This window comes from Ruminococcus sporogenes (assembly GCF_054655175.1).
In genome coordinates, this window is sequence record NZ_BAAHOA010000002.1 from 580,152 (window position 1) to 604,741 (window position 24,590).

The window sequence follows — 24,590 nt, forward strand, 5'->3', positions numbered from 1 at the left end:
GGAATGTAAAGCTTAAAAAATTAAACTAAAGGAGCTTTATATGAAAAAAATTATTCCTATTTTTTTATCAGTTTTTCTGATAATATCAATGTGCGCATGTTCGTCCGGAGGAAAAAATGTCAAATTCTCTCCCAAGCTTAACGAACCGTTTGTGGTAACTGCCAAAATACAATACGGAGATCAGGAATCGGACGCATCGTTCAGAAAATACAGCAAGGCTAACTGGGACATAGAATTTTCTTCGCCTAACACCCTTTCCGGAGTTATTTTATCCTATCGGGACGATAAAGTCGACGCTTCCTATAAAGGACTCAGCTTTTCAGTACCTAAAACGGCTCTCCCGATAAAATCTATTATATCTACATTTATTGACGTCGCAGACAGCACGGCAGATCTTCCTGAAATTGAAGCGACTGAAAAAGAAGGTCTAATGATAATAGAGGGTGAAACCCAGCAGGGAAAATATACTTTAAAGCTTGATAATTCCGGCGGCTTATCCGAATTTTCTATGCCTAATCTTGAGCTTAAAATTGTTTTCACTGATTTCCATGTAGACAGCTCTGATATACCGGAGTCAACGCAGGCTGAAACCGCAGAAACAACTCAGTCTAATCTTGAAACTCAGTCAGAAGACGAAGCTACAACCGAAGCAATTACAGAAGCTGTCACAGAAGCAGCAGAATAAAACAAAAACCGGTTTTCTAAATGAAAACCGGTTTTTTATAATCAATCAAGCTTTTCCAATGCTTGATCTATATCTGCTAATATATCTTCTACATTTTCAAGACCGCATGAAAAACGAATCATTCCACCGTCAATACCGGCTGCAACCAACTGCTCGTCAGTAAGCTGTCTGTGTGTGGCGCTTGCAGGATGAAGTACGCAGGTTCTGATATCTGCCACATGTACTACATTAGACGCCAGCTTCAGGCTATCCATAAATTTGACGGCGCTGCTTCTTCCTCCCTTTATAGTAAACGAAATAACGCCGCTGCATCCGTCCGGCAAATATTTTCTTCCGAGTTCATAATATTTATCGTTTTTCAGACCGGGATAACTCACTGAAACAACCTTATCCGAAGCCTCGAGGTGAGCGGCTACTATCATAGCGTTTTCGCAGTAATGCTTCATTCTTATGGCAAGAGTTTCCAAACCCAGATTTAAGAGGAAAGCCGAATTGGCAGCCGGATAACAGCCGAAATCTCTCATAAGCTGCATCCTTGCTTTAACGATATATGCATTGTTTCCATATGTCTTAGTATAGCTTATTCCATGATAGCTTTCGTCCGGCTCTACAAAATCAGAAAATTTTCCGCATGACCAGTCAAATTTGCCTGAATCAACAATAACTCCTCCTACCTGAACAGCATGTCCATCCATATATTTAGAAGTTGAATGAACTACGATATCGGCTCCATGCTCAATAGGACGGCATAAAATCGGAGTAGGAAATGTATTGTCTATAATAAGCGGAAGATTGTTGCTATGAGCTAATTCCGCAAACTTTTCTATATCTAAAACAGCTAACGCAGGATTTGCCAGTGTTTCTCCGAATACAGCTTTAGTATTAGGTTTAACCGCTTTCTGAAGCTCTTCTAAAGGAGCGTCGGCATCTACGAATATGCATTCAATACCGAATTTTTTAAGAGTAACTGCAAAAAGATTTACGGTTCCTCCGTAGATAGCAGACGTAGATATAAAGCTGTCACCCGCGCTGCATATATTGAGTATTGAACACAGCGAAGCCGCCTGTCCGCTGGAGGTTGCCATAGCTCCGATACCGCCTTCTAATGCCGCTATCTTTGCTTCAACCGCCATTACCGTAGGATTTTCAAATCTGGAGTATATCAGACTTTTGGTAGGATCGTCAAATACCGCCGCCACATCGTCTGTCGAATCATATACATATGTAGTGCTCTGAACTATAGGAACAACTCTCGGTTCTGTGTTTTTTGGCGAATAGCCTTCATGAATGCATTGCGTTTCAATTTTCATTTCAATCCTCCGTAAATTATTTTTATCTTATTTATAATAACATATTTTTTATAACAGGTCAACCAGTTTTTCCATAAATATAAAAACAGACCGGACGTAAACGTCCGGTCATTATAAATCAGCCAACCAATAATATCGCCCAATAATGTTTATAGATATCGTTTGTTTTGTAATAGCCTATGCCCACTTTAGTATATTTACTATCCAAAACGTTTGATTTGACCTCGCTGTTATCCATCATAGCGGTAAATAAATCCTTGGGAGTAGCCGGAACAGCCGCAATAGAGTTAGCGCAATACTCATAATCTATTCCGAATTCCGTAAATATCGTCTGAAACTCCGAACCGTCAGGACGAGTTGAACCCGACCACTTCTTAGGCAATTCAGAAGCACGCTTCATTGCTGCGTCTGTAATATTATAGTCAAATTCAAGCGTCGGCTTATTCTCAATAGATCTTTTCATATTTATTAGATTTAAAACTTCATTTAATTTGCTGTCGCATAGTATAAGCCGAGAAATGCCTATTGAATCATAAAGATCAACATTACCGTCTTTATTATAATCTGCATATTTAAGATTGGAACCGGTCAGCGCCGGAGCTTTAAGTATATGCTTGCATATTGCAATCGCATCATAAAGATCCACCGTTCCGTCGTTCGTAGCGTCGCCGCTTCTGAAATCTGCGGCAGACGCAGTAAACGGAGATGTCAGCAATAAACCTGACATTAAAGCTGACGAAAAAACCGCCAAAGTTTTTTTACAGAGATTTTTCATATGTACTTCCTTTCCTGCTTTTTAAATCCAAGCTTTAACTCATCCACATTTTAATATATTTTAGATTATATCATAAATTAAATTAAATTGCAATAAGTTTTTTATAAATTTTATGTTCTGAATTAATTTTCAGGAAATATATGTAAAATCAAATCGAACTTCCGCATTCATTGCAGAACTTAGCTTCAGGATCGTCTGACTTAGCTCCGCAGGATGGACATATTTTATATTCCGGCAAATTTACAGGATCAGGATTCTTATTTTCATTGTCCGTATCTGTTTCTACCGGCTGAACAGATATTACTGCTGTTTCTTGTTTCTTTTCAGACTGATCTTCATTTTCAATATTCAAATTATTTTCAGCCTTTGCTCCGCATATATCGCAGAATAGCGCACCCGATTCAAGAATATGACCGCAATTTCTACATTTATAAGCCTGCTCGTTCTTATCCTGCTGTTCATCTCTTACTTTTGTTCCGCATTTTGAGCAAAAGATAGCGTCAATTTTAAAATGAGCGCCGCAGACGGGACAACAGTTTCTGTTTTTAATTTTTGTTATTTCATTTTTAGTTTCCTCTATTTTTGCCATAGACATATTTATAGCTTCTACCGAAGACAAAAACTCTTCATCCGGTGAATTTCCAAACTTTTCAAAATATATTTTTCCCATCATTTTATAATGAGTATCAATTTTTCTTTCCTCTGTTCTTATTATATTGTTAAGAGAGCTGGTTTCAGAAACAGTTTTAGCTTTTCTTGCCAATTCCTTGCTTTTGTTGGTTATAGTATTTCCGATTTTTTCAAAACAAGACATAATTAACTCCATTCTGCCGCCTTAATCTGAAAAAATAATAAAATCCCTCTGCGGCCAACCGGAATTCTATTAATAATTTATAAAAACCTGATAATCAGGCAAAAACCTTTTTTTAATTATAACACTCCTTTTATTTTTCTGCAATACTTGAAATATTATAATATATCTGTTATTATTTAACATAGAAAAATTAAGGAGATAAAAAATGAAAGATATAAATTTTATAATATCTGAATTCGGTATTAATTCCGGATATATAAAATATAAAAAATTAGGCGAAGGACATATAAACGATACATACAAAATATATTCGTCAGAAGGAGTATTTATACTTCAAAAAATTAATACCGACGTTTTTAAGGAACCTGAAAAAGTTATGCAGAACATTGATTTTACGCTTTCTCATATAAAAAAAGAAATGCTGCTGAACGGAGAAAATCCCGACGGAAGATTTCCTGATTATATTAAATCCGGAATAAACAATTATCTGAAATACAACGGTTTCTGGAGAATCTATAAATACCTGGAAAATACAATAACTGTTAACAAATTTCAAAATACAGATATTATTCAGCAATTCGGTAAGCTCTTAGGCAGCTTTCATAAATACACCGAATCTGCGGATATAACAAGGCTTAATATAACAATACCCGGTTTTCACAATATCAGTGAAAACATATCCAGACTATTCAGTTTTAACAAGAACGCATATGATTATAATTTTTTTAAAAAAATTTACGATTATTATATAAGTAATCGGTATATCTTAGGTACTAAGCAGCTTGTTCACAACGATGTAAAATGTTCAAATATATTGATAAACACTAAAAGTAATATGCCCTGTGCAATAATAGATTTCGACACTATCATGCCGGGGTATGCGGCCTTTGACTTCGGAGACGCCGCAAGATCATCCTGCACTGACGATAATAAAATCAATATAACAAAGCTCAAAGCTTTTTCAAAAGGATATTTTTCTGCCGGATGCAGCTTATCAGCAAAAGCTTGCTCCCTTGGGTTATTATCAATAACCGCCGAACTTGCCTCCAGATATTTATACGATAGTATAACCGGATGTAATTATTTTAAAAATATAAACGCTTCTGAAAAATTAAATAAGTTCTATAGGCTCTCTGCTCTTGCTGAAAACATATATCTTAATATATCAGAAATCGAAAAAGCAATAATTGACTCAATGTAATTATTATTTATTTTTAATTAACGTTACTATTTCATATCTAATATTTTTATATTTTGTCAGAGCAGAAAAAAATAATCGATATATCCACAATAACGGTAATATATAACAATGCCTTTTTAAAATCGGAAAAGATTCTTTCATAATATTAATATTCTTAATGACTGACGTTTTTCGGAATCTATCAAAATATCCAGATCCGCCATAAACCTCATGTCACTATGCGGATAAAGCCCCTTAATAAAAAAGCCCTTAACCGGAATTATACGAATTTGTTCAAGCTCTGCGGCCTTTTTAATTTCTTCAAGCTCATTTTTTTGTATTATATCCCGTGCGATTGCTCTGTCTCGATCTTCGGACCACTTTTCATACAAAAAAGTTTCCGGCTTATTATCCATCATTTCAACAGAATAAAAAATCAAATTATTTATTTTATGTAATAACGATATATTATATATTTCCTCAAAGGTTATATTTTCCGGCTTTTCAGGAGGCTTTCTATTTTCAAGAGCGCATTTGACGAGTTCTAAAACGTAATTTTTCAAGTCGTTATTCATTTATTTTTACCAAAGACTAATCTTCGTCTTACGGCCGCATAAAAACCGGCGCCGGCTGCAATAACTGAAGGAACGATTATATACATGAATTTATATTTATTATTACCGTCGCTTTCTTTTTTCCCGAACACGGCTACTGTAGTTTCATACGTTTTATCGGAAGAAGCTGTTGCAGAAATCTCAACGGATCTTCTGCTGTAAACGTTCCTGTCAACGCTGATAACGGTTGACGACCGTGTATTTGTCAAATTGTATAAAGAAGTTAACCGAGCTTCAGACGACGGACTCTGATAAAAGCCGTAAGCATAATTATACGAATTATTTTCAGCTTCGGCAACAGAGGTAAACTCATAATACACATCTGTTTTATTAAAACTGTTCATACTCGTTTCTATATATGTCGCTTCTTTAGTTATAACCGGAACATCAGTGGGTTCAGTAGGTAAATATTCGGGATTTTCAAGAGAAAAGCTAAAAATTCCGCTGTCATTTTTAATAAGCCTATCGACCGCAGCTATACCGATTGCAGCCTGATCAGACGCATATGGATTTGAGGGCATTCCTTTGACATGAGAAAATCCGCCGTCATCGTTTTTAAAGGAGATAACATTATCAATTATTGTATTTCCGTTTTTGATGTATCTTTCATCGGTCAGAGGATCAATTCCCATAGTACATAAAGCTAACAATACCTGAGACGCGCTTTCACAATTTTCTGTTCCACCGCTGGCATATCCGCCGTCAGAAAGCTGAGACTCAGACAAAAATGCCAAGGCTTCATCCAATATTACTTTTACGCTTTTAGCTATACTTTGATTTGTTTTCTGGTTTACATAATTATATATAGTATTATCCGTATAATATTTGCTTAGCGCTGTGATCGCATTTGCGGTTATATCCGTATCGCTTGTTTCTCCATATAAAGAAAACCCGCCGTCACCATTTTGCTGTTTAAGTATTTCCAATATAATATCTTCTCTCGAATAAAAGCTTCCGTCCGGTATATCTGTTTCTGCAGCGTCAAGCGATATAAGTCCCCATATCCATCCGTTAAGTCCCTGTCTGCCCAATGAAACTGTTTTTCCCCTGTTATATACACCGTCCTCCAAAAGATTAATGCCACGAACGTCAAAAGGATCGCCGCCGCATGCAAGTACAGTTAGAATAATCCTATGCCATTCAGTTGATTTACTGCGGCTGAGCTTTTGCTCAGTCTGATATCTCTGGTATACATTTTCAGAAAGATTATGGAGATAATCAGAATTATCTCCATAATACCTTCCATATACAAAAGCGCACCAGTCTCCGTCAGTCGAACCGGCATACTCGCTCACATTGCCTCTGTATTTTAATACGTCTTCAATTATATTTTCATAGCTTATACATTCCGCCTTATACGACGGGAATATCATGAAAATAATCATGACGGAAATAAATAGAGCCGCTTTTTTCATATAATCACCGGTATTTCTTACATAAATGTTTTAGCTATTGCTATCGCGTCATACAGATCAGTATTTCCGTTATTATCGAAATCGGCAATAGCGATCTGTTCATCTGTAAGAGACGACGGATCAATAAGATATCCAGAAACTGCAATCGCGTCGTAAAGATCAATTTTTCCGTCCATCGTAACGTCTCCGCGGGCATATCCGGTTGAAATACTGCAAACCATTCCGTTTTTGCTCTCCGAATAGCTTTTTACAATGCTATTCTCTGAGCCGTTGAGCGATAAACCGTTATATGAAATCAAATCAAGCTTATCCTGATCCAATTTGGGAAGACCAAGCTCGTTATATAGCCGCAATACCTGCATTATAACACCGGTTAAAGAAGCTTCGGAAGATATATTTACATTCCCGATTTTACTATATATCAAGTCTATATTATCTTTTGAAGCTCCTATAAATTCAAAAAAGTCGTTTAATGTATTTATTCCCGAAGGCATTTTGAAATTCTTTATCATTTCAGAAGTCATAAACGCATTTTCACCGGTCAGCTCCATCTGAATCGTATCCGGTATGCTTATGCTTTTCAAATTATTGCAAAGCCCGAACGTAAAATCAGATATACCGACAACGCTGACTCCGTTTACCTCTTCCGGAATCATTATATCCTCTAAAGAATTATTCTTTAATTCCTTTAAAATTAATCCGTTTTCAGTTTTTTCAAAAATAAAATCAGAAACTTCAATGATTGTTTCAGATTCTATAGCTTTATTAAGTACAGAACAAGCTTTATCAAGCTCCGATTGAGTAGCAGAAAGATCAGAACAGATCTTCAGCGCATCTGTATACTCCTCGCTTTCCTTTAATCCGACCGCATACGCTTCTGAAAGAACAGATATAATTTCTGTTCGGTCCGTTTCAGGAATAAGCGAAGCCATACCGCCCCACTCAGCCATATAAGACGTATCATATCCGATGTCAGCGCCATAGCCGACTATAGTATACTGCCATCTTAGAACGTCGCCGTCCTCTGGAGCATAGTCGTTTATTCCATATGACGGGATCTGATTTCCTACCGTGAAATTCCAGCCCGACATCGCATAATAATCCATGCCGCTGAGCCATGCCTCGTCTTCACGCAGATCGTCAACCTCATGGCCCTTTGAGATAACCGCGTCTATTATAAACTGCGGTATGTTCTCTGTGCCGAATCCGTCGTCCGCGATACTTGAAATATAGCTTCCGGTTCCGCTGCCCATATTAATATTTTCTGAGCCAAGAGCTCTGTCCGTTATATCCGCACCTGTTTCACCTTCAAAATAAGGCACTTTGACAGGCTCAAGTATGAATCCCTGACCAAGCGTGAATTTCTCTACGCTGACGGTTACATAACCGATAGGCAGTTCTTCCGCCGCGGATGCTCCGACAGAGCCGGCAGACGCTATAATACTGACGGCAGCAATAATTCCCATAAATTTTTTTAATTTCATTTTTTATTCCTCCGATAAAAATTTAATAATACTTTTACGGCAGGTCTCCTGGCTTGAAATCAACCTAATAATCTGCATAGTCTTCCCGAAATTATCAGTGACCGACATAAACATGTCCGGCAGATTTTCGTCCTTCACACAGTAGCGGGGACTGCTGCGGATTCTAACCGCATTCCCTATTAATGCATAATTGCAGCCGTAAAAGCTTTTATTATTATATATCCTTATATCAAAATTGTCAAATTATAACTTCCATCGACGACGCTTTTTCTCCTGACAGCATATAACTAATTGAATCCGGCTGTGAAAAACCGCAGAATATTTCATACTTTCCGCCGTAAATAACGCTGTTGCCGTTTTCATCAATATCGGCAAACGCTTCAATCGGAATCTCAAGCTCAATTGATTTTGATTCTCCGCTCTTTACAAATACTCTTCTGAAACCCTTAAGGGAATAATTTCTGACGGCGTTTTCAGAAAAGCTTTTAATATATAACTGGAATACATTTTCACTGTCATAGCTTCCCGTATTCTTTACTTCACATTCAATCCGGCAGGTTTCGCCCGACCTCTTGAAATCAATAGCTCCGCATTCAAAATGAGCGTAAGTCAGACCATAGCCAAATGGATACAGTATATTATTTTCGGCAAAACGATAGGTTCTGTTTTTCATAGAATAATCAGTAAATTCAGGCAGCAAATCGGCGTTTCCGTAAAATGTTACCGGAAGCTTTCCAGACGGGGAAACCCTTCCAAGAAGAATATCTGCCAGCGCCTTTCCGCCCATAGCGCCTGAATACCATGCCTGAATAAGCGCGTCGGCATTATCCTCCGTATTTATTGCGCTTCCGGAAGCATTGACTATGATTAAAGGCTTTCCTGTCTTTTCGATTTCTCTTAGAAGTATTCTCTGGCTTTCAGGAAGTCTAAGATCAAGCTTATCGCCGCTTGCATATGCGTTACCGGTGTCGCCTTCCTCTCCTTCTAAGGTAGCGTCCAAGCCGGTGCATAATATAACAATATCAGCACATTCCGCAGCTCCAAGCGCTTCTGAAAGTCTATCGCCGGGAAGTGCGAGCGGTTCTACCCTTTCCTTAAAAAGATGACAGCCTTCTGAATACAGCACTCTTACCTCCGGCTCAAAGGCTTCTCTAATTCCCTCAAGAAATGTTACATACCTTGATGAGGTTCCGAAATAGTTTCCCTTAAGAACATCTCTTGAATCAGCCGCAGGACCAATTACCGCTATTGTTTTAACTTCAGATTTTTTTATCGGAAGTATGCCGTTGTTTTTGAGCATAACCATTGATTTTTCAGCGCATTTTCTTGAAAATTCATTATGCTCCGGAGAATCCGCTTCTTCGAAAGAAATACTGTCATACGGCGTACATTCATCGAACATTCCAAGCTTTATTCTGGTTTTTATAACTCTTTTAACGCATCTGTCTATAGCCTCTTCTGATACCAGTCCTTCATTGTAGGCATTTATAAGATGAATATAGGTGTTTCCGCAGTTTAAGTCGCAACCGTTTTTTATTGCAAGCGCAGCCGATTCGGGAGCTGATTTTGTAACGTGATGATTAACATGAAAATCTGCTATAGCCCAGCAGTCAGAAACAAAATATCCGTCAAACTTCCATTCATTTCTCAAAAGATTGTTGAGATATTCGCTTCCGCAGCATGGCTCTCCGTTCAAACGATTATAAGCGCCCATAACTCCCTCTGCATGAGCTTCAGTTATAAGAGCCTTGAAGGCAGGCAAATATGTCTCCCAAAGCTCTTTTTCAGATACCTCTGCATTAAAGCTATGTCTTTGCGCCTCCGGACCGCTGTGTACCGCAAAATGCTTTGCACAAGCCGTGGCTTTATATGGAAGCTTGTCGCCCTGAAGTCCTTTTACAAATGCGCAGCCCAGCCGCGAAGTCAGATACGGATCCTCTCCGTAAGTTTCCTGACCTCTTCCCCATCTTGGATCCCTGAAAATATTTATATTCGGAGTCCAGAAAGTTAAACCTTTGTAAAGATCAATATCTCCGCGCTTTTTTGACTGATTATATTTAGCTCTGGCTTCTGTGGCAATTATTTCAGCAGCCTGTGACACCGCCTGCTCGTCAAACATTGCGGCAAGCGCTATAGCCTGAGGAAATACTGTAGCCGTACCGCCTCTGGCAACTCCGTGAAGACATTCGTTCCACCAGTTAAACTTATCAATTCCCAATCTTTCAATTTCAGGAGAATCATATTTTAACTGTTCACATTTTTCTTCAATTGTCATTTCAGAAACAAGCCTTTGAGCGCGTTCTTCAATTTCATTTTCAGTATATTTATAGTTTTCCATATTTTTACTCCTTATAATTTTCGGCTGATCAATAAAGATCATACCAATAAAATCCTTTTAAATTTTAATTAGAATAGATCAATATAAACCAGCCGTTAATATTTATAGTTTTTCAATTATTTCCGTTGCATTATCAAGCCAATTTCCATCATAAAGCTCTATTGCACCTTTATCACAGGACTTAGCAAGACGGGGATCGACAGGTAGTCTTCCCAGAATCCTGAGATTATATTCCTTAGCAACCTCTTCAAGCCTGCTTTCCCCGAAAATACTGATTTTCTTGCCGCAATCCGGACATTCCGCATAGCTCATGTTTTCAACGATTCCGATTATGGGAATATTCATCATTTCAGCCATCTTAACAGCTTTTGCAACAATCATTGAAACAAGATCCTGAGGAGATGTCACGATTACTATACCGTCCACCGGCAAAGACTGAAAAATTGTAAGCGGAACGTCTCCGGTTCCCGGAGGCATATCTACAAACATATAGTCGACATCTCCCCATATAACGTCAGTCCAAAACTGTTTTACAACTCCGGCAATAACCGGTCCGCGCCAGATAACCGGATCAGTATCGTTGTCAAGCATAAGGTTTACGGACATAATCTCTATTCCCGTTTTACTTTCAGCCGGTAAAATGCCATTTTCATTGCCGCTGGCTTTTTCCTTTATCCCAAATGCTTTTGGAATTGAAGGTCCGGTAATATCCGCGTCAAGAACAGCCGTTTTATAACCAAGTCTTTTCATATTAACGGCAAGCATAGAAGATACTATCGATTTTCCAACTCCGCCCTTTCCGCTGACAACGCCTATAACCTTTTTTATATTGCTTTGGTCATGCGGTTTTTCTAAAAGACTTTCTTTACTTCTTTCACTGCATTCCTGACTGCATGATGAACAATCGTGCGTACATTCGCTCATAATAATTAATCTCCTTTACTTACAAAAGCGGAGCAATCATTCTTAAAAGTCCGCCTATTATTTTTTTAATCAACGGTCTCTGCTGACAATCCTTAAGCGTAATCCGCCGGCATTTTCCGAGAATATCGTTGAAATCTGATTTTATCCTTGATATTGCGGGTACCTTATACAAAAATGTTCCGCATTCAAAATGAAGGTATAAGCTACGGTAATCCAGATTTATCGAACCGACCGTCGCTATTTCATCGTCTGAAACAAAATTTTTGGCATGTATAAAGCCGGGCATATACTCGTAAATTTGCACCCCAAGCTTTATAAGTTCCTTATAATAATTCCATCCCGCATAATTCACATACCATTTGTCAGCTATATGAGGCACGACAATTTTTACATCTACTCCGCTTTTAGCTGCAAATCCCAGCGCCGTTATCATCTCATTATCAATAACCAGATAAGGCGTAGTTATATAAACGTATTTTTTAGCTTTATTTATTATATCAAGATATACAAGCTCTCCAACATTTTCATTATCCGTAGGGCTGTCGCCGTAGGGCATAACATATCCCTCCGCAGCAGGAAAGCTCTGAAAATCCGGCTTATATTTCTCATAGTTATTAAGCTGCTTGCTTTTCCACTCCCACATCTGAATAAACATAACGGTAAAGCTCCACGCAGCCTCTCCCCTAACCATAACCGCAGTATCCTTCCAGTGACCGAATCTTTCCTTTTCATTTATATATTCATCAGCAAGATTAATGCCGCCGTTAAAAGCGGTTATGCCGTCTACTACAAGAATTTTTCTATGATCGCGGTTATTCTGGGCAGTCGATAGAAACGGCCTAAATTCATTAAATACTTTACATTTTATACCCTTAGTTTCAAGATATTTGTTATAGTGAGTCGGAAGCAGAAACTGACTTCCCATTCCGTCATACAGAAGCCTTACTTCTACTCCTTCATCTGCTTTTCTCTGAAGTATCTCAAGAACACTGTCCCACACCCTACCCTCATCGATTATAAAATATTCCAGAAAAATAAATTTTTCTGCCTTCTCAAGCTCGCAAAGCATAGCGGCGTATTTTTCTTCACCGATCTTATAATATTCAACATAAGTATTTTTATAGATCGGATAACAGCCGTAATCGTTTACATATCTAGCCAAATGGGCGACATAGACGGAATCCTGCCTTAATTCCTCTATAACGTCTTCATTCTGCGGAATAAGCGGCTTGGTAATCCTTACTATTTGATTTTTAGTGTTTCTGAAAAACATTGTCCCCAACTGGGCGTGAAGGAATATATACATAAAAGCTCCGACAATAGGAAACAGAAGAATCAATATTGTCCATGAGAGCTTATAAGCCGGATTGGTATCATGCCGGTTTATAACATAGCATACCATAACAAATGAAATAATTATCTGCGCTCCATAGATTACGGTTACATTATTATATAAGCTAAGCAAGCAAGAAATAATAAAAAGAGCCTGAATCAATAATATAAATATAATAAGAAAATTTCTGTTAAACAGTTTTTTTATTCTTTTCTTTTTTATACCATCACCCCCATATAAAACCATTAAGTATTATACCACATTCAATTACTTTTAGCAACATAAAATTAGTAATTTCAAAGTAAAAAGGCATATCGTTTTACGATATGCCTTTAAAATCATAAATTTTCCTTCAAAGCCCTTGCAAGCTGATCGGGGCAGGACGTTCCTTTCATTCCGCATTTTATATTTTCAAGCTTTTCTATAACGTCCTCAACCTTCATGCCCTTAACAAGATGACTTATCCCCTTAAGATTTCCGTTACATCCGCCGATATATTCAACATCCTTGACTATACCGTCTTCAACTTCAATGTTTATCTGTCTTGAGCATACGCCCTTAGGTATGTATTTGATTTTCATTATATATCAAACTCCTTTTTTAAGGCCGATCCCGATTTTATTGCGGCCGACGCAACCGCCCTTGCAACTGCCTTGGGTATTTTCCTGTCAAACGGATCCGGAAGTATATTATCAGCGTCAAGCTTATCTTCAGGAACTCCCTCCGCAATAGCATAAGCGGCGGCAAGCTTCATTTCCTCGTTAATGTCTCTTGCCCGTACAGCCAGCGCTCCCTTGAAAACTCCCGGAAAAGCGACGACATTATTTATCTGATTCGGATAATCGCTTCTTCCGGTACCTACAATAAATGCTCCCGCTTCCTTTGCCTCCTCCGGCATTATTTCAGGAGTCGGATTCGCCATAGCAAAAATAATCGGCTTATCAGCCATTGATTTAACCATTTCCGATGTCACAAGTCCCGGCTTGGAAACGCCTATAAATGCGTCGGCGCCGTTCATTGCTTCAGACAATCCGCCTTTTAATTTATTCTTATTCGTTATCTTTGACATTTCATAATGAGCCGGATTTAAAAACGTATCTCCCTCGCAAATAATACCGTTTAAGTCTACCATTATAACATCGCCAATGCCAAGAGTAATACATTGCTTTGCAATCGCTATTCCGGCCGCGCCCGCTCCGTTTATAACAAGCGTCATATCAGAGATATTTTTGCCTGCAACCCTCGCCGCATTTATCATAGCCGCGCTTGCAACAATTGCGGTTCCGTGCTGATCGTCGTGAAAGACCGGTATATCGAGAGACTCCTTCAGTCTTTTTTCTATTTCAAAGCACCTCGGAGCCGAAATATCCTCAAGATTAATTCCTCCGAAGCTTTTAGATATAAGCTTAATAGTGTTTACTATCTCGTCAGTGTCCTTAGAATCAATGCAAACCGGAAATGCATCGACGTCGGCAAATTCCTTAAACAGCGCGCATTTTCCTTCCATTACAGGCATAGACGCTTCCGGACCGATATCGCCTAATCCCAAAACAGCAGTACCGTCCGTTATTACCGCAACAAGATTGTGCCTTCTGGTAAGCTCGTAGGAAAGCTCAGGGTTTTTTTCTATCTCAAGGCACGGCTTCGCAACTCCGGGAGTATACGCATTAGACAGTTCTTCACGGTTATTTACCGACGTTCTTGAAACTATTTCAATTTTTCCCTTCCATTCCTTATGTTTTTTAAGAGCTGACTCCATAATATCCATGTTAAAAAATTCGCTTCCTTACTTTTTATTAGACAGCTTTATTATTCTGTCAAGATTTTCTTTTGATGTCGTATTGCTTCCCAAATGAGTCGGCACAGCATTATACAAGCCGTGAAAATCAGATCCGCCGGTTACTATAAGATCGTATTTTTCAGCTATATCAAGCATTTCCTTTTTCTGATTGTCATCTGCTGAATAATGGTAAACCTCCACCCCGTCAAGCTTTTTTTCCTCTGCAAGCTCAGCGAGAAGTTCCATGCTGTCATAAAGAGCAGGATGAGCCATCACGGCTACTCCTCTTGCCGAATGAATCAGCTCTAGAACAAATCTTACGTCCGGATATTCGCGTTCAACAAGACATATCCCGCTATCCACCGAAAATAGCTTTTTATCCAGTTCACCATAAAATTCGAGCGCATAACCGTATTCGATAAGAGCGCGCATTATATGAGATTTATATATGCTTTTGCTGCCTGTACAATGCTTTAATACGCTTTCGGGCGTAATCGGATAAAGCTGCATTACCTTTTCAATCATTTCCTTAGAACAGGATTTTCTGATCTCACAGGATTTAAGGCAGAGCCCCTCAAGCCTGTCCGGTTTTTTAGGAGCGTAGCATATTATATGAACCTTCCTGTTTCTCTCTTTATCCCAAGCAGACATTTCAACGCCCTGAATCATTTTTACTCCGTAACGTTCTCCAAGAATTTTTGCTCTTGAAAAAGAAGATAATGTATCATGGTCGGTTATAGATAAAAAATCTATATTCATACGTTTTGCCTGCAATATAACGTCCTCGATTCCAAGCGAACCGTCAGACATGGTAGTATGGCAGTGAAGATCGCAAATCATAAATTTACCCCCCTGAATTAAACGGCGAATAATACAACATAAACAATTATAACATAATTTCCAATCAAAATCAATAGTAATTTGTGTATAATTATTTTATACTGAATCCGCCGAATGTAAAACCTGCTTTTGGAGCAAAGAGCTTCTTGCCTGCAAGATATCCCAAACGGCAGTCCGAATCAATATCAAATTCAATAGAATAAGCGCATAGCTGCTGACGGTAAATTCCGTACCTTTTATTTACCGTTACATTGCCGTATTTACCGTCTCCGAGTATCGGTGCGCCGATAAACGCAAGATGCGCCCTTATCTGATGTGTTCTTCCGGTTATAAGGTTTATTTCCGCTAATGCAAAATTACCCTTGACTTCAATTATCTTATATTCTGTTACTATCTGCTTGTAGCCATCCGCCATGCTTTTTCTTATATTAACAAGATTATGCTGACCTTTTTTATGATATGCCGTTTCAATACCATGATTCGCCGGAAAATTGCCGGCACATATGCATAAATATTTCTTTATTACTTTTCGTTCTCTTATGAATTCATTTATTTCGCGGAGTGATGCGGCGTTTTTTGCCGCTATAACAAGTCCGGTAGTGTTTCTGTCAAGTCGGTTGCATACTGCCGGAGAAAAGGAGTTCTCTTTTTCAGGATCATATTCACCGTTACGGTAAAGATATGCTTTAATTATATCAATCAGAGTAGCCTTTGCTTTTTCTGAACCTCTGTGAACATCCATACCTTCAGGCTTATAAACGACTATGATATTTTCATCCTCATAAACAATCTCCGGCGAAACGCTGATATTTATTATATTTTTTACTAACTCCAAATTGTTTTTAGAGTATTCGAAAAATTCATCGTTTATATATAATGAAACAACGTCCTTTTCGTTTAATATATCTGAATTTCTGCACCTTTTCCCATTAACCTTAATTCTTTTAAGTCTTATATATTTATAAAGAAGAGCTTTCGGAATAGATGGCGCCGCTTTAAATATAAATTTATCAAGTCTTTGACCGCAGTCGTTTTTATTTATTATTATTTCTTTCATTTCCGCTCCGCTTTCATTTGGTTTTTTTACATTATATCATAATTTCAGTTAAATTTAAATAAACCTTATATAATTTTCATAAATTTTTAAAAACCCCTTTTAATTTTGCTTAAAATAGTTTATACTAATATTATCAGTAAAAGAACTAATATTCGAAAGACAATTCGGAGGGATACATGTCGGAAAATATTCATAAGGGCCACAGGGAAAGAATGCGTAAAAAATTTATACAGTCAGGTTTCGACGGTTTTACAAATCATGAAATTCTTGAGCTTCTGCTGTTCTACTCCCGTCCCCGCATAGACACTAACGCTATAGCTCACCGTCTGATTGATAAATACAAGACTATAAGCGGCGTATGCAATGCAGATATTGAAGATCTCAAAGAAATAGAAGGAATCGACGAAGCAAGCGCTGTGCTGATAAAAATGATTCCTTTGCTTGCAAAGGAATATATGAATTCAAGCAGCAACAGCATTCATATGAGCAATTATAATACAGTCTGCGAATATTTCAAAACGCAGTTTCTCGGAGAAACCGTAGAAAAAATACGTATAGCCTGCCTGGACGACAAGCTGCGTCTTATATCGGGGAAAATAATTGCAGAAGGCGCTCCGGGAGGCGTAGGTATAAATATCAGACGTATTGTTGAATTTACATACAAAAACAAATGTGAAAATGTAATACTTGCCCATAATCATCCGCACGGCGATATTATACCTTCCGACGATGATATAAAGGCAACTGCCGAAATATACAACACATTAAAACCTGTTGGAATTAATCTGCTTGACCATATTATTGTGGCTGACGGACAAGCAATTTCTCTTAAAGAATCAGGCGCTTTTTCGCTTTTAAAATAAGGAGTTTTATTTGCATGAAAAAAAGAAAATTTGAACTGGTAACCGAATATAAGCCGTCCGGAGATCAGCCTGAAGCCATATCAAAATTGACGGACGGGATTAATAAGGGAATTAAGGAACAAACTCTTCTGGGAGTTACGGGTTCCGGCAAAACCTTTACAATGGCTAACGTTATTGCAAACGTTAATAAGCCTACTCTGGTGTTAGCGCACAACAAAATACTTGCGGCGCAGCTCTGCTCAGAGTTCAAGGAATTTTTTCCGAACAACGCCGTTGAATATTTTGTTTCATACTACGATTATTATCAGCCTGAAGCCTATATACCGGGAACCGATACTTATATTGAAAAAGATTCCGCAATTAATGATGAAATTGATAAGATGCGCCATTCCGCCACAACAGCTCTTTCAGAAAGAAACGATGTGATCATAGTTTCAAGCGTTTCATGTATATATTCTCTCGGAAGCCCTGAGGATTACCGGTCTATGATAGTTTCTCTAAGACCGGGTATGGAAAAATCACGAGACCAGCTGCTCAGTGAGCTTGTCGCTATACAGTATGAAAGAAACGATATAAATTTCGTAAGAAATAAATTCAGAGTCCGCGGAGACGTAGTAGAAATATTTCCCGCTTCGTCAAATGAAAACGCTATAAGAGTTGAATTTTTCGGCGATGAAATAGACAGAATAACTGAAATAAATGTTTTGACGGGAGAGATTCTTGCAGTCTTACAGCATGCGGCGATTTTTCCGGCAAGCCATTATATAGTAAACGGCGAAAAAATGAACGAGGCGATTAAGGAGATAGACAAGGAGCTTGCACAGCGGATAGAATATTTTCAGAATAACAACAAGCTTCTTGAAGCTCAGAGAATTGCTCAGAGAACTCACTATGATATGGAAATGCTTCAGGAAATAGGCTTTTGCAGCGGAATTGAAAACTATTCCCGTATTCTTTCCGGACGACCTCCGGGAAGTACGCCCATGACTTTACTCGACCATTTTCCAAAGGATTTTCTTTTGTTTGTAGACGAGAGCCACGTGACAATACCGCAGGTCGGAGGTATGTATGCAGGAGACCGTGCCAGAAAAACTACTCTTGTGGATTACGGATTCCGTCTTCCAAGCGCATTTGATAACAGACCGCTTAATTTTGACGAATTTTACAGTCATATAAATCAGGCGGTTTACGTCAGTGCTACTCCCGGAAAGTTTGAACGGGAAAAATCAGGCCGCGTCGTCGAACAGGTAATTAGACCAACCGGACTGGTGGATCCTGAAATCATCGTAAAACCTATTGAAGGGCAAATAGAAGATCTCATGTCGGAAATAAACATGAGAGCTGAAATAAATGAAAGGGTTCTTGTAACAACGCTTACAAAAAAAATGGCCGAGGATCTTACATCGTTTTTGGAAGCCGCCGGAGTAAAAGTAAGGTATCTTCATCACGATATCGACACTATCGAACGTATGGAAATTATCAAGGACCTTCGTGAAGGAATTTTCGACGTGCTTGTGGGAATTAATCTTCTGAGAGAGGGCCTGGATATTCCGGAGGTATCGCTTGTGGCCATTCTCGACGCTGATAAGGAAGGTTTTCTGAGAAGCGAAACGTCTCTAATTCAAACAATAGGAAGAGCTGCAAGAAACTCAAAGGGCAAGGTAATTATGTATGCCGACTCAGTTACTAATTCGATGGAGAAAGCAATAACTGAAACAGAACGAAGACGCGCTATTCAGATAGCTTACAATCAAGAACACGGTATTGTTCCGCAGACAATAAAAAAAGATATCAGAAAAGTCTTGGAGATTACTTCGAAGGAAAAGATAGAAAAGAAAACTGACAGAAAGCTTTCAAAAAAAGAAAAAACAGAGCTTATTTCAAAACTCAAAACAGAAATGAAAGAAGCGGCAAAGCTGCTTGAATTTGAGCATGCGGCCTATTTAAGAGATAAGATAAAAGAACTTGAAGAACATTAAGATTCTTATGTAAATACTTTAGTATACATCATGCAGCCGAAAGGAAGTTAATTAATAATATGAACGACAAAATAATTATAAAAGGGGCAAGGGAGCATAATCTTAAAAACATTGATCTTGAAATCCCCAGAGATAAACTTATCGTTATGACAGGGCTATCAGGATCCGGCAAGTCCTCTCTTGCTTTTGATACTATTTACGCCGACGGACAAAGAAGATATATGGAAAGCCTTTCATCGTATGCCAGAATGTTTCTCGGACAGATGGAAAAACCCGACGTTGACAGCATTGAGGGACTTTCTCCCGCTATATCAATCGATCAGAAAACGACCTCAAAAAATCCCCGTTCAACCGTAGGCACTGTAACGGAAATTTATGATTATCTGCGTCTGCTTTATGCCAGAATCGGAATTCCTCATTGCCCCGTATGCGGAAGAGAAATAAAGCAGCAGACGATTGACCAGATAGTTGATAAGATAAAAGAGCTTAAAGAGGGCGCTAAAATACAGCTTCTCGCACCTATTGCAAGAGGAAGAAAGGGTACCTATGCTAAGGAGCTTGAGAACGCCGGAAAATCAGGTTATGTGCGCGTCAGAATCGACGGAATAATGTACGAATTATCAGAGGAAATTAAGCTTGACAAAAATAAAAAGCATAATATAGAAATAATTGTAGACAGACTTGTAATAAAACCGGGCATTGAATCCCGCCTTACCGATAGTATTGAAACGGTAATGTCCCTTTCCGGAGGAATGCTAATCGTTGATGTTATCGACGGCGAAGAAATGCTGTTTTCTCAAAGCTATGCATGTCCGGAACATAATATTAGCATTGAAGAGCTTAATCCGAGAATGTTTTCCTTCAATAATCCCTTCGGAGCATGCCCTAAATGTACAGGTCTCGGTACGTTTCAACGAATAGATCCTGATCTGATAGTACCAAATAAGGATTTAAGCATAAAGCAGGGGGCTATAAAGGCAAGCGGCTGGAATACTCTTTCAGACAGCTCAATTGCTATGATGTATTACAACGGTCTGGCAAAAAAATTCGGTATAAGTCTTGATACCCCATTTAAAGATCTTCCCAAAAAAGCAGCCGACGCCTTTTTATATGGAACAGATGAAAGAATCGAACTCAAGATAATAGATTCGTTCGGCGGCGGAGTCCGTTACGGAAAATTCGAAGGCATCATAAATAACCTTGAAAGAAGATTTAAAGAAACCAGCAGCGAATTTTCAAAAAATGAAATTGCCGATTGTATGAATGAAATAAAGTGCCCTGAGTGTAAGGGGCAAAGACTCAAAAAAGAAAGTCTTTCCGTGACTGTAGGCGGAATGAATATAATGGAGTTTACCGAGCTGTCAGTTTCAGAGGCTCTTGATTTTATCAATAAGCTGTCATTAACTGAACGCGAGATAATGATCGCAGAAAGAATACTTAAAGAAATAAAGGAACGTCTGGGTTTCTTAAAAAGCGTCGGACTTGAATACCTGACACTGTCACGTTCGTCCGGCACTCTTTCAGGAGGGGAAAGTCAGCGAATAAGGCTTGCGACGCAGATCGGTTCATCGCTTATGGGAGTGCTGTATATTCTGGATGAACCCAGTATAGGTCTGCACCAGCGTGACAACGACAAGCTTATAGCCACGTTAAAACGTCTGCGAGATCTCGGCAATACCCTTATCGTCGTCGAGCATGACGACGATACAATGCTTGCCGCGGATCATATAGTAGATATTGGTCCGGGCGCCGGTATAAACGGTGGAAATGTAATCTTTTCCGGTACTGTGGAGGATATGCTGAAATGCGAAAATTCTATAACGGGACAATATCTAAGCGGAAAGAAAAAAATACCGCTTCCTAAAACAAGGCGTCATGGAAACGGCAATTATCTTATAATTAAGGGAGCGGCGGAAAATAATCTGAAAAATATCAATGTAAAAATACCTCTTGGCGAATTTGTATGCATAACCGGCGTTTCCGGATCAGGAAAATCCTCGCTGGTAAATGAAATAATTTATAAATATTTAGCTGCGAAGCTAAACCGTGCTAAGCTCAGGGCAGGAAAATTCAAGTCTATTGAAGGATTAGAGTGTCTTGACAAGGTAATATGCATTGATCAATCGCCTATCGGTAGAACGCCCAGATCAAACCCCGCTACTTATACCGGAGTATTTACGGATATCAGAGAGCTTTTCGCCCATACAAACGACGCTAAAACTCATGGATACGGCGCCGGACGCTTTTCCTTCAATATAAAGGGCGGACGATGCGAGGCATGCGAGGGCGACGGAATCAAAAAAATTGAGATGCACTTTCTGCCCGATATCTATGTTCCCTGCGAAGTATGCAAAGGAAAGCGCTATAACCGTGAAACGCTTGAAATATTATATAAAGGCAAATCCATTTATGATATTCTTGAAATGACAGTTGACGAAGGGGTTGAATTTTTTGAAAATCAGCCTAAAATCCTACGCAAGCTTAAAACTTTACAGGAAGTCGGGTTAGGTTACATCAAAATAGGTCAGCCTGCAACAACCCTGTCAGGAGGAGAAGCCCAAAGGGTGAAGCTTTCAACCGAGCTTTCAAAAAGGGCTACAGGAAAAACAATATACATTCTCGACGAACCTACCACCGGACTGCATACGGCCGACGTACACAAGCTCATTGAAGTGCTTCAAAAGCTTGCCGACACCGGAAACACGGTGCTTGTAATTGAGCATAACCTAAACGTAATAAAGGTCGCAGATCATATTATTGATCTTGGTCCCGAGGGGGGTATCGGAGGCGGAACCATAGTAGCTTCAGGTACTCCCGAGCAGATTGCCGAATGTGAAAATTCATATACAGGAAAATATCTAAAATCATATATTGAATAAAAAATAAAGAGACGTTTTAAAACGTCTCTTTATTTTCAGAATAATTTTTCACCGGCATAGCTGCTGTATATATCGAAGAGTTCAGGAAAAGTCTTTTTAATTCTAACCGGCTTCATAGACATATCGGTAAAACAATGGGAGGTATTTCCTTTTGCACGAAGTTCTCCTGTATTTTTATCAGTAATGATATATTGTATCGACATTTTAAACCCGTTAAATTCGTTTATAGCAGTTTTAATTATAACGGTATCACCGAATTTAACTGAATTTTTATATTCACATGCAGCCGATAATACTGGCATCATAATTCCTTCCGATTCCATTCTTGCATAGGAATATCCAACCTGTTCCATAAAATATATTCTTGCTTCCTCAAACCATCTTATATAATTAGAATGATGAATAACATTCATTCTGTCAGTTTCATAATAAAACGGACTTCTTTCATAAGCTTTGACCTTTTTCATAACTTCCTCCGCAAATTAATCAACAAGGGACACTCCGAAAAGAGCGTCCCCTATTTTATTTCATTTGAGAAATATTAATTCTGTTTAATGCGCGTTTTAGTTTCATCTCCGCAAGTCTTTGTTCAAAATCGCTCTTGCTTTCATTCAGACGCTTAAGAGCGTCCTCATGCGAGCGCTTAGCCCAGTCAAGATCAATTTCCTCCGCCCATTCCGCAGCCATAGCTAAAATAGTTGTTGCTTCTTTTGAGATTTTTATCACGCCGCCGGAAATTGCGGCAATTTTAAAACTTCCGTCTATTTTAACTTTAAAAGGTCCGGCAGGAAGATCAGCCACATAGCTTTCATGACCGGCAAGTACTCCTATATCTCCTTCGGTAGTTCTAACGATTATCTGGTCGGTTTCACCATCGAAAAAAACCTTTTCCGGAGTTATGATTTTTAATGTGAACGATTTCATCAGTCTTCACCTTTTTTAGCCTTTTCAACCGCTTCGTCAATTGTTCCCACAAAAAGAAATGCTGATTCAGGCAAATCGTCGTGTTTTCCTTCGATTATTTCCTTAAATCCCCTTATGGTTTCCTTTATAGGAACATATTTCCCCTTCATGCCCGTAAACTGTTCGGCTACGGTAAACGGCTGAGACAGAAATCTTTGTATTTTTCTTGCCCGGTTCACAATAAGCTTATCGTCATCAGAAAGCTCATCCATACCCATAATAGCTATTATATCCTGAAGCTCTGTATATCTCTGCAATATAGTCTGAACTGCCCTTGCCGTTTCATAATGCTCATATCCCACTATGTCAGGCGACAGAATCCTTGAATTACTCTCAAGAGGATCAACCGCCGGATAAATTCCAAGCGATGAAATTTGTCTGGATAATACCGTTGTAGCGTCCAGATGTGCAAACGTAGTTGCAGGAGCCGGGTCTGTAAGATCGTCCGCCGGAACATAAACCGCTTGAACAGAAGTAATAGAACCCCTGCTAGTAGACGTTATACGCTCCTGCAGGGCGCCCATTTCTGTTGCAAGAGTCGGCTGATATCCGACTGCCGAAGGCATACGTCCAAGAAGAGCTGAAACCTCAGAACCCGCCTGTGTAAATCTGAATATATTATCAATAAAAAGAAGAACATCCTGTCCCTCAACATCACGGAAATATTCCGCCATAGTAAGACCGGAAAGACCGACTCTCATTCTGGCTCCCGGAGGCTCGTTCATCTGACCGTATACAAGTACGGTCTTATCTATAACGCCGCTCTCCTTCATTTCATTATATAAATCATTACCTTCCCTCGTTCGCTCTCCGACGCCTGTAAAAACAGAAATGCCTCCGTGCTGATTAGCCACATTGTTTATAAGCTCCTGAATAAGAACGGTTTTACCGACTCCTGCGCCGCCGAACAGACCTATTTTACCGCCCTTAAGATACGGTGCAATAAGATCTATAACCTTAATTCCAGTTTCTAAAACTTCGTTTGAAGCCGTCTGTTCTTCATAGCTCGGAGCCTCCCTGTGTATACTCCATCTTTCCTTTGTTTGAACCGGCTCGCCCTCGTCAACCGGTTCTCCAAGAAGATTAAAAATTCTTCCGAGCGTTTCCTTTCCGACCGGCACTTTAATCGGCGAGCCTGTGTCAACAGCTTCCATTCCTCTTACAAGTCCGTCGGTGCTGCTCATTGCAATACAACGAACAATATCGTCGCCTATATGCTGAGCGACCTCTAAAACAAGATTTTTTCCTTGATTGTCAACCTCAATAGCATTCAGAAGATTCGGAAGGCAATCCTTTGAAAAACGTATATCAACTACCGCACCGATAATTTGTACGATTTTTCCGATATTCTGCATAA

Annotated in this window: 21 protein-coding genes and 1 riboswitch; of the genes, 5 read left to right on the top strand and 16 right to left on the bottom strand. The window is 39.0% G+C overall.

The window, feature by feature from the left end; all coding sequences use genetic code 11:
• Positions 1-40: 40 nt before the first annotated feature.
• A complete protein-coding gene (locus tag ACYQ0N_RS09325) occupies positions 41-685 on the top strand; it encodes a hypothetical protein (RefSeq protein ID WP_177533433.1) in 645 nt (214 codons plus the stop codon).
• Between the two features lie 41 nt (positions 686-726).
• Here the strand turns inward: ACYQ0N_RS09325 and ACYQ0N_RS09330 are convergent, their stop codons facing one another.
• The 3 genes from ACYQ0N_RS09330 to ACYQ0N_RS09340 form a co-directional block, all read right to left on the bottom strand.
• Positions 727-1,995 carry an O-acetylhomoserine aminocarboxypropyltransferase/cysteine synthase family protein gene (locus ACYQ0N_RS09330; RefSeq protein WP_177533432.1) on the bottom strand — a complete coding sequence of 423 codons (1,269 nt, stop codon included), beginning with the start codon at positions 1,993-1,995 and terminating at the stop codon, positions 727-729.
• Positions 1,996-2,113: 118 nt separating this feature from the next.
• Positions 2,114-2,770, bottom strand: coding sequence for a dockerin type I domain-containing protein (locus ACYQ0N_RS09335; RefSeq protein ID WP_177533431.1), 657 nt, complete (start codon positions 2,768-2,770; stop codon positions 2,114-2,116).
• A gap of 148 nt (positions 2,771-2,918) precedes the next feature.
• Positions 2,919-3,596 (bottom strand): zinc ribbon domain-containing protein, encoded by a 678-nt coding sequence (locus ACYQ0N_RS09340; RefSeq protein WP_460162509.1) that lies wholly within the window; start codon positions 3,594-3,596, stop codon positions 2,919-2,921.
• Between the two features lie 193 nt (positions 3,597-3,789).
• Here ACYQ0N_RS09340 and ACYQ0N_RS09345 point away from each other — a divergent pair, with 193 nt between their 5' ends.
• Positions 3,790-4,785: a phosphotransferase gene (locus ACYQ0N_RS09345; RefSeq protein WP_177533429.1), complete on the top strand. Its 996-nt coding sequence runs from the start codon at positions 3,790-3,792 to the stop codon at positions 4,783-4,785.
• A 137-nt stretch (positions 4,786-4,922) separates the two neighbouring features.
• Here ACYQ0N_RS09345 and ACYQ0N_RS09350 read toward each other — a convergent pair whose 3' ends face one another.
• The 10 genes from ACYQ0N_RS09350 to ACYQ0N_RS09395 form a co-directional block, all read right to left on the bottom strand.
• Positions 4,923-5,339 carry a nucleotidyltransferase family protein gene (locus tag ACYQ0N_RS09350; RefSeq protein WP_460162510.1) on the bottom strand — a complete coding sequence of 139 codons (417 nt, stop codon included), beginning with the start codon at positions 5,337-5,339 and terminating at the stop codon, positions 4,923-4,925.
• Complete coding sequence (locus ACYQ0N_RS09355; RefSeq protein ID WP_460162511.1) at positions 5,336-6,793, bottom strand: hypothetical protein; 1,458 nt, start codon at positions 6,791-6,793, stop codon at positions 5,336-5,338. The genes ACYQ0N_RS09350 and ACYQ0N_RS09355 overlap by 4 nt, the downstream gene beginning before the upstream one ends.
• Positions 6,794-6,810: 17 nt before the next feature.
• Complete coding sequence (locus tag ACYQ0N_RS09360) at positions 6,811-8,277, bottom strand: dockerin type I domain-containing protein (RefSeq protein ID WP_460162512.1); 1,467 nt, start codon at positions 8,275-8,277, stop codon at positions 6,811-6,813.
• 21 nt (positions 8,278-8,298) lie between these two features.
• Positions 8,299-8,493: riboswitch (cobalamin riboswitch) on the bottom strand.
• A gap of 22 nt (positions 8,494-8,515) precedes the next feature.
• Positions 8,516-10,615, bottom strand: coding sequence for a glycoside hydrolase family 3 C-terminal domain-containing protein (locus tag ACYQ0N_RS09365; protein WP_460162513.1), 2,100 nt, complete (start codon positions 10,613-10,615; stop codon positions 8,516-8,518).
• Between the two features lie 102 nt (positions 10,616-10,717).
• Positions 10,718-11,539, bottom strand: a complete 822-nt coding sequence (locus ACYQ0N_RS09370; RefSeq protein ID WP_177533423.1) for a P-loop NTPase — start codon at positions 11,537-11,539, stop codon at positions 10,718-10,720.
• A 19-nt stretch (positions 11,540-11,558) separates the two neighbouring features.
• The gene (gene cls / locus ACYQ0N_RS09375) at positions 11,559-13,118 is read right to left on the bottom strand and encodes a cardiolipin synthase (RefSeq protein WP_177533422.1); all 1,560 of its coding nucleotides are present in this window, start codon (positions 13,116-13,118) and stop codon (positions 11,559-11,561) included.
• A 92-nt stretch (positions 13,119-13,210) separates the two neighbouring features.
• Positions 13,211-13,453, bottom strand: a complete 243-nt coding sequence (locus tag ACYQ0N_RS09380; RefSeq protein ID WP_177533421.1) for a TIGR03905 family TSCPD domain-containing protein — start codon at positions 13,451-13,453, stop codon at positions 13,211-13,213.
• On the bottom strand, positions 13,453-14,640 hold the full coding sequence (locus ACYQ0N_RS09385) for an NAD(P)-dependent malic enzyme (protein WP_460162514.1): 1,188 nt from the start codon (positions 14,638-14,640) through the stop codon (positions 13,453-13,455). Before ACYQ0N_RS09385 ends, ACYQ0N_RS09380 begins: the two co-directional genes overlap by 1 nt.
• Before the next feature lie 18 nt (positions 14,641-14,658).
• Complete coding sequence (locus tag ACYQ0N_RS09390; RefSeq protein ID WP_177533419.1) at positions 14,659-15,492, bottom strand: PHP domain-containing protein; 834 nt, start codon at positions 15,490-15,492, stop codon at positions 14,659-14,661.
• 91 nt (positions 15,493-15,583) lie between these two features.
• On the bottom strand, positions 15,584-16,549 hold the full coding sequence (locus ACYQ0N_RS09395; protein ID WP_177533418.1) for an RluA family pseudouridine synthase: 966 nt from the start codon (positions 16,547-16,549) through the stop codon (positions 15,584-15,586).
• 176 nt (positions 16,550-16,725) lie between these two features.
• On the opposite strand from ACYQ0N_RS09395, the gene ACYQ0N_RS09400 reads away from it, so the two are divergent.
• The 3 genes from ACYQ0N_RS09400 to uvrA are packed head-to-tail and all read left to right on the top strand — an operon-like array spanning position 16,726 to position 22,270.
• Positions 16,726-17,412 (top strand): JAB domain-containing protein, encoded by a 687-nt coding sequence (locus ACYQ0N_RS09400; RefSeq protein ID WP_177533417.1) that lies wholly within the window; start codon positions 16,726-16,728, stop codon positions 17,410-17,412.
• 14 nt (positions 17,413-17,426) lie between these two features.
• Positions 17,427-19,391 carry an excinuclease ABC subunit UvrB gene (gene uvrB / locus ACYQ0N_RS09405; protein ID WP_460162515.1) on the top strand — a complete coding sequence of 655 codons (1,965 nt, stop codon included), beginning with the start codon at positions 17,427-17,429 and terminating at the stop codon, positions 19,389-19,391.
• A 59-nt stretch (positions 19,392-19,450) separates the two neighbouring features.
• Positions 19,451-22,270, top strand: coding sequence for an excinuclease ABC subunit UvrA (gene uvrA, locus ACYQ0N_RS09410; protein ID WP_177533415.1), 2,820 nt, complete (start codon positions 19,451-19,453; stop codon positions 22,268-22,270).
• Positions 22,271-22,305: 35 nt separating this feature from the next.
• Here uvrA and ACYQ0N_RS09415 read toward each other — a convergent pair whose 3' ends face one another.
• From ACYQ0N_RS09415 to atpD, 3 genes are read right to left on the bottom strand one after another with little or no spacing between them, the layout of a single operon-like run.
• Positions 22,306-22,737 carry an acyl-CoA thioesterase gene (locus ACYQ0N_RS09415; protein ID WP_177533414.1) on the bottom strand — a complete coding sequence of 144 codons (432 nt, stop codon included), beginning with the start codon at positions 22,735-22,737 and terminating at the stop codon, positions 22,306-22,308.
• 55 nt (positions 22,738-22,792) lie between these two features.
• Positions 22,793-23,194 carry an ATP synthase F1 subunit epsilon gene (gene atpC, locus ACYQ0N_RS09420; protein WP_177533413.1) on the bottom strand — a complete coding sequence of 134 codons (402 nt, stop codon included), beginning with the start codon at positions 23,192-23,194 and terminating at the stop codon, positions 22,793-22,795.
• On the bottom strand, positions 23,194-24,588 hold the full coding sequence (atpD, locus tag ACYQ0N_RS09425; RefSeq protein WP_177533412.1) for a F0F1 ATP synthase subunit beta: 1,395 nt from the start codon (positions 24,586-24,588) through the stop codon (positions 23,194-23,196). Before atpD ends, atpC begins: the two co-directional genes overlap by 1 nt.
• Positions 24,589-24,590 lie beyond the last annotated feature (2 nt).

Excerpts from the sequence above, each read along its gene's own strand:
- ACYQ0N_RS09335 (WP_177533431.1), bottom strand. The coding sequence starts at position 2,770 with ATGAAAAATCTCTGTAAAAAAACTTTGGCGGTTTTTTCGTCAGCTTTA.
- uvrB (WP_460162515.1), top strand. The coding sequence starts at position 17,427 with ATGAAAAAAAGAAAATTTGAACTGGTAACCGAATATAAGCCGTCCGGA.
- uvrA (WP_177533415.1), top strand. The coding sequence starts at position 19,451 with ATGAACGACAAAATAATTATAAAAGGGGCAAGGGAGCATAATCTTAAA.
- ACYQ0N_RS09330 (WP_177533432.1), bottom strand. The coding sequence starts at position 1,995 with ATGAAAATTGAAACGCAATGCATTCATGAAGGCTATTCGCCAAAAAAC.
- ACYQ0N_RS09390 (WP_177533419.1), bottom strand. The coding sequence starts at position 15,492 with ATGATTTGCGATCTTCACTGCCATACTACCATGTCTGACGGTTCGCTT.
- ACYQ0N_RS09370 (WP_177533423.1), bottom strand. The coding sequence starts at position 11,539 with ATGAGCGAATGTACGCACGATTGTTCATCATGCAGTCAGGAATGCAGT.
- ACYQ0N_RS09380 (WP_177533421.1), bottom strand. The coding sequence starts at position 13,453 with ATGAAAATCAAATACATACCTAAGGGCGTATGCTCAAGACAGATAAAC.
- ACYQ0N_RS09340 (WP_460162509.1), bottom strand. The coding sequence starts at position 3,596 with ATGGAGTTAATTATGTCTTGTTTTGAAAAAATCGGAAATACTATAACC.
- ACYQ0N_RS09395 (WP_177533418.1), bottom strand. The coding sequence starts at position 16,549 with ATGAAAGAAATAATAATAAATAAAAACGACTGCGGTCAAAGACTTGAT.
- ACYQ0N_RS09345 (WP_177533429.1), top strand. The coding sequence starts at position 3,790 with ATGAAAGATATAAATTTTATAATATCTGAATTCGGTATTAATTCCGGA.
- ACYQ0N_RS09365 (WP_460162513.1), bottom strand. The coding sequence starts at position 10,615 with ATGGAAAACTATAAATATACTGAAAATGAAATTGAAGAACGCGCTCAA.
- atpC (WP_177533413.1), bottom strand. The coding sequence starts at position 23,194 with ATGAAATCGTTCACATTAAAAATCATAACTCCGGAAAAGGTTTTTTTC.
- ACYQ0N_RS09385 (WP_460162514.1), bottom strand. The coding sequence starts at position 14,640 with ATGGATATTATGGAGTCAGCTCTTAAAAAACATAAGGAATGGAAGGGA.
- ACYQ0N_RS09355 (WP_460162511.1), bottom strand. The coding sequence starts at position 6,793 with ATGAAAAAAGCGGCTCTATTTATTTCCGTCATGATTATTTTCATGATA.
- ACYQ0N_RS09360 (WP_460162512.1), bottom strand. The coding sequence starts at position 8,277 with ATGAAATTAAAAAAATTTATGGGAATTATTGCTGCCGTCAGTATTATA.
- ACYQ0N_RS09350 (WP_460162510.1), bottom strand. The coding sequence starts at position 5,339 with ATGAATAACGACTTGAAAAATTACGTTTTAGAACTCGTCAAATGCGCT.
- atpD (WP_177533412.1), bottom strand. The coding sequence starts at position 24,588 with ATGCAGAATATCGGAAAAATCGTACAAATTATCGGTGCGGTAGTTGAT.
- ACYQ0N_RS09415 (WP_177533414.1), bottom strand. The coding sequence starts at position 22,737 with ATGAAAAAGGTCAAAGCTTATGAAAGAAGTCCGTTTTATTATGAAACT.
- cls (WP_177533422.1), bottom strand. The coding sequence starts at position 13,118 with ATGGTTTTATATGGGGGTGATGGTATAAAAAAGAAAAGAATAAAAAAA.
- ACYQ0N_RS09400 (WP_177533417.1), top strand. The coding sequence starts at position 16,726 with ATGTCGGAAAATATTCATAAGGGCCACAGGGAAAGAATGCGTAAAAAA.
- ACYQ0N_RS09325 (WP_177533433.1), top strand. The coding sequence starts at position 41 with ATGAAAAAAATTATTCCTATTTTTTTATCAGTTTTTCTGATAATATCA.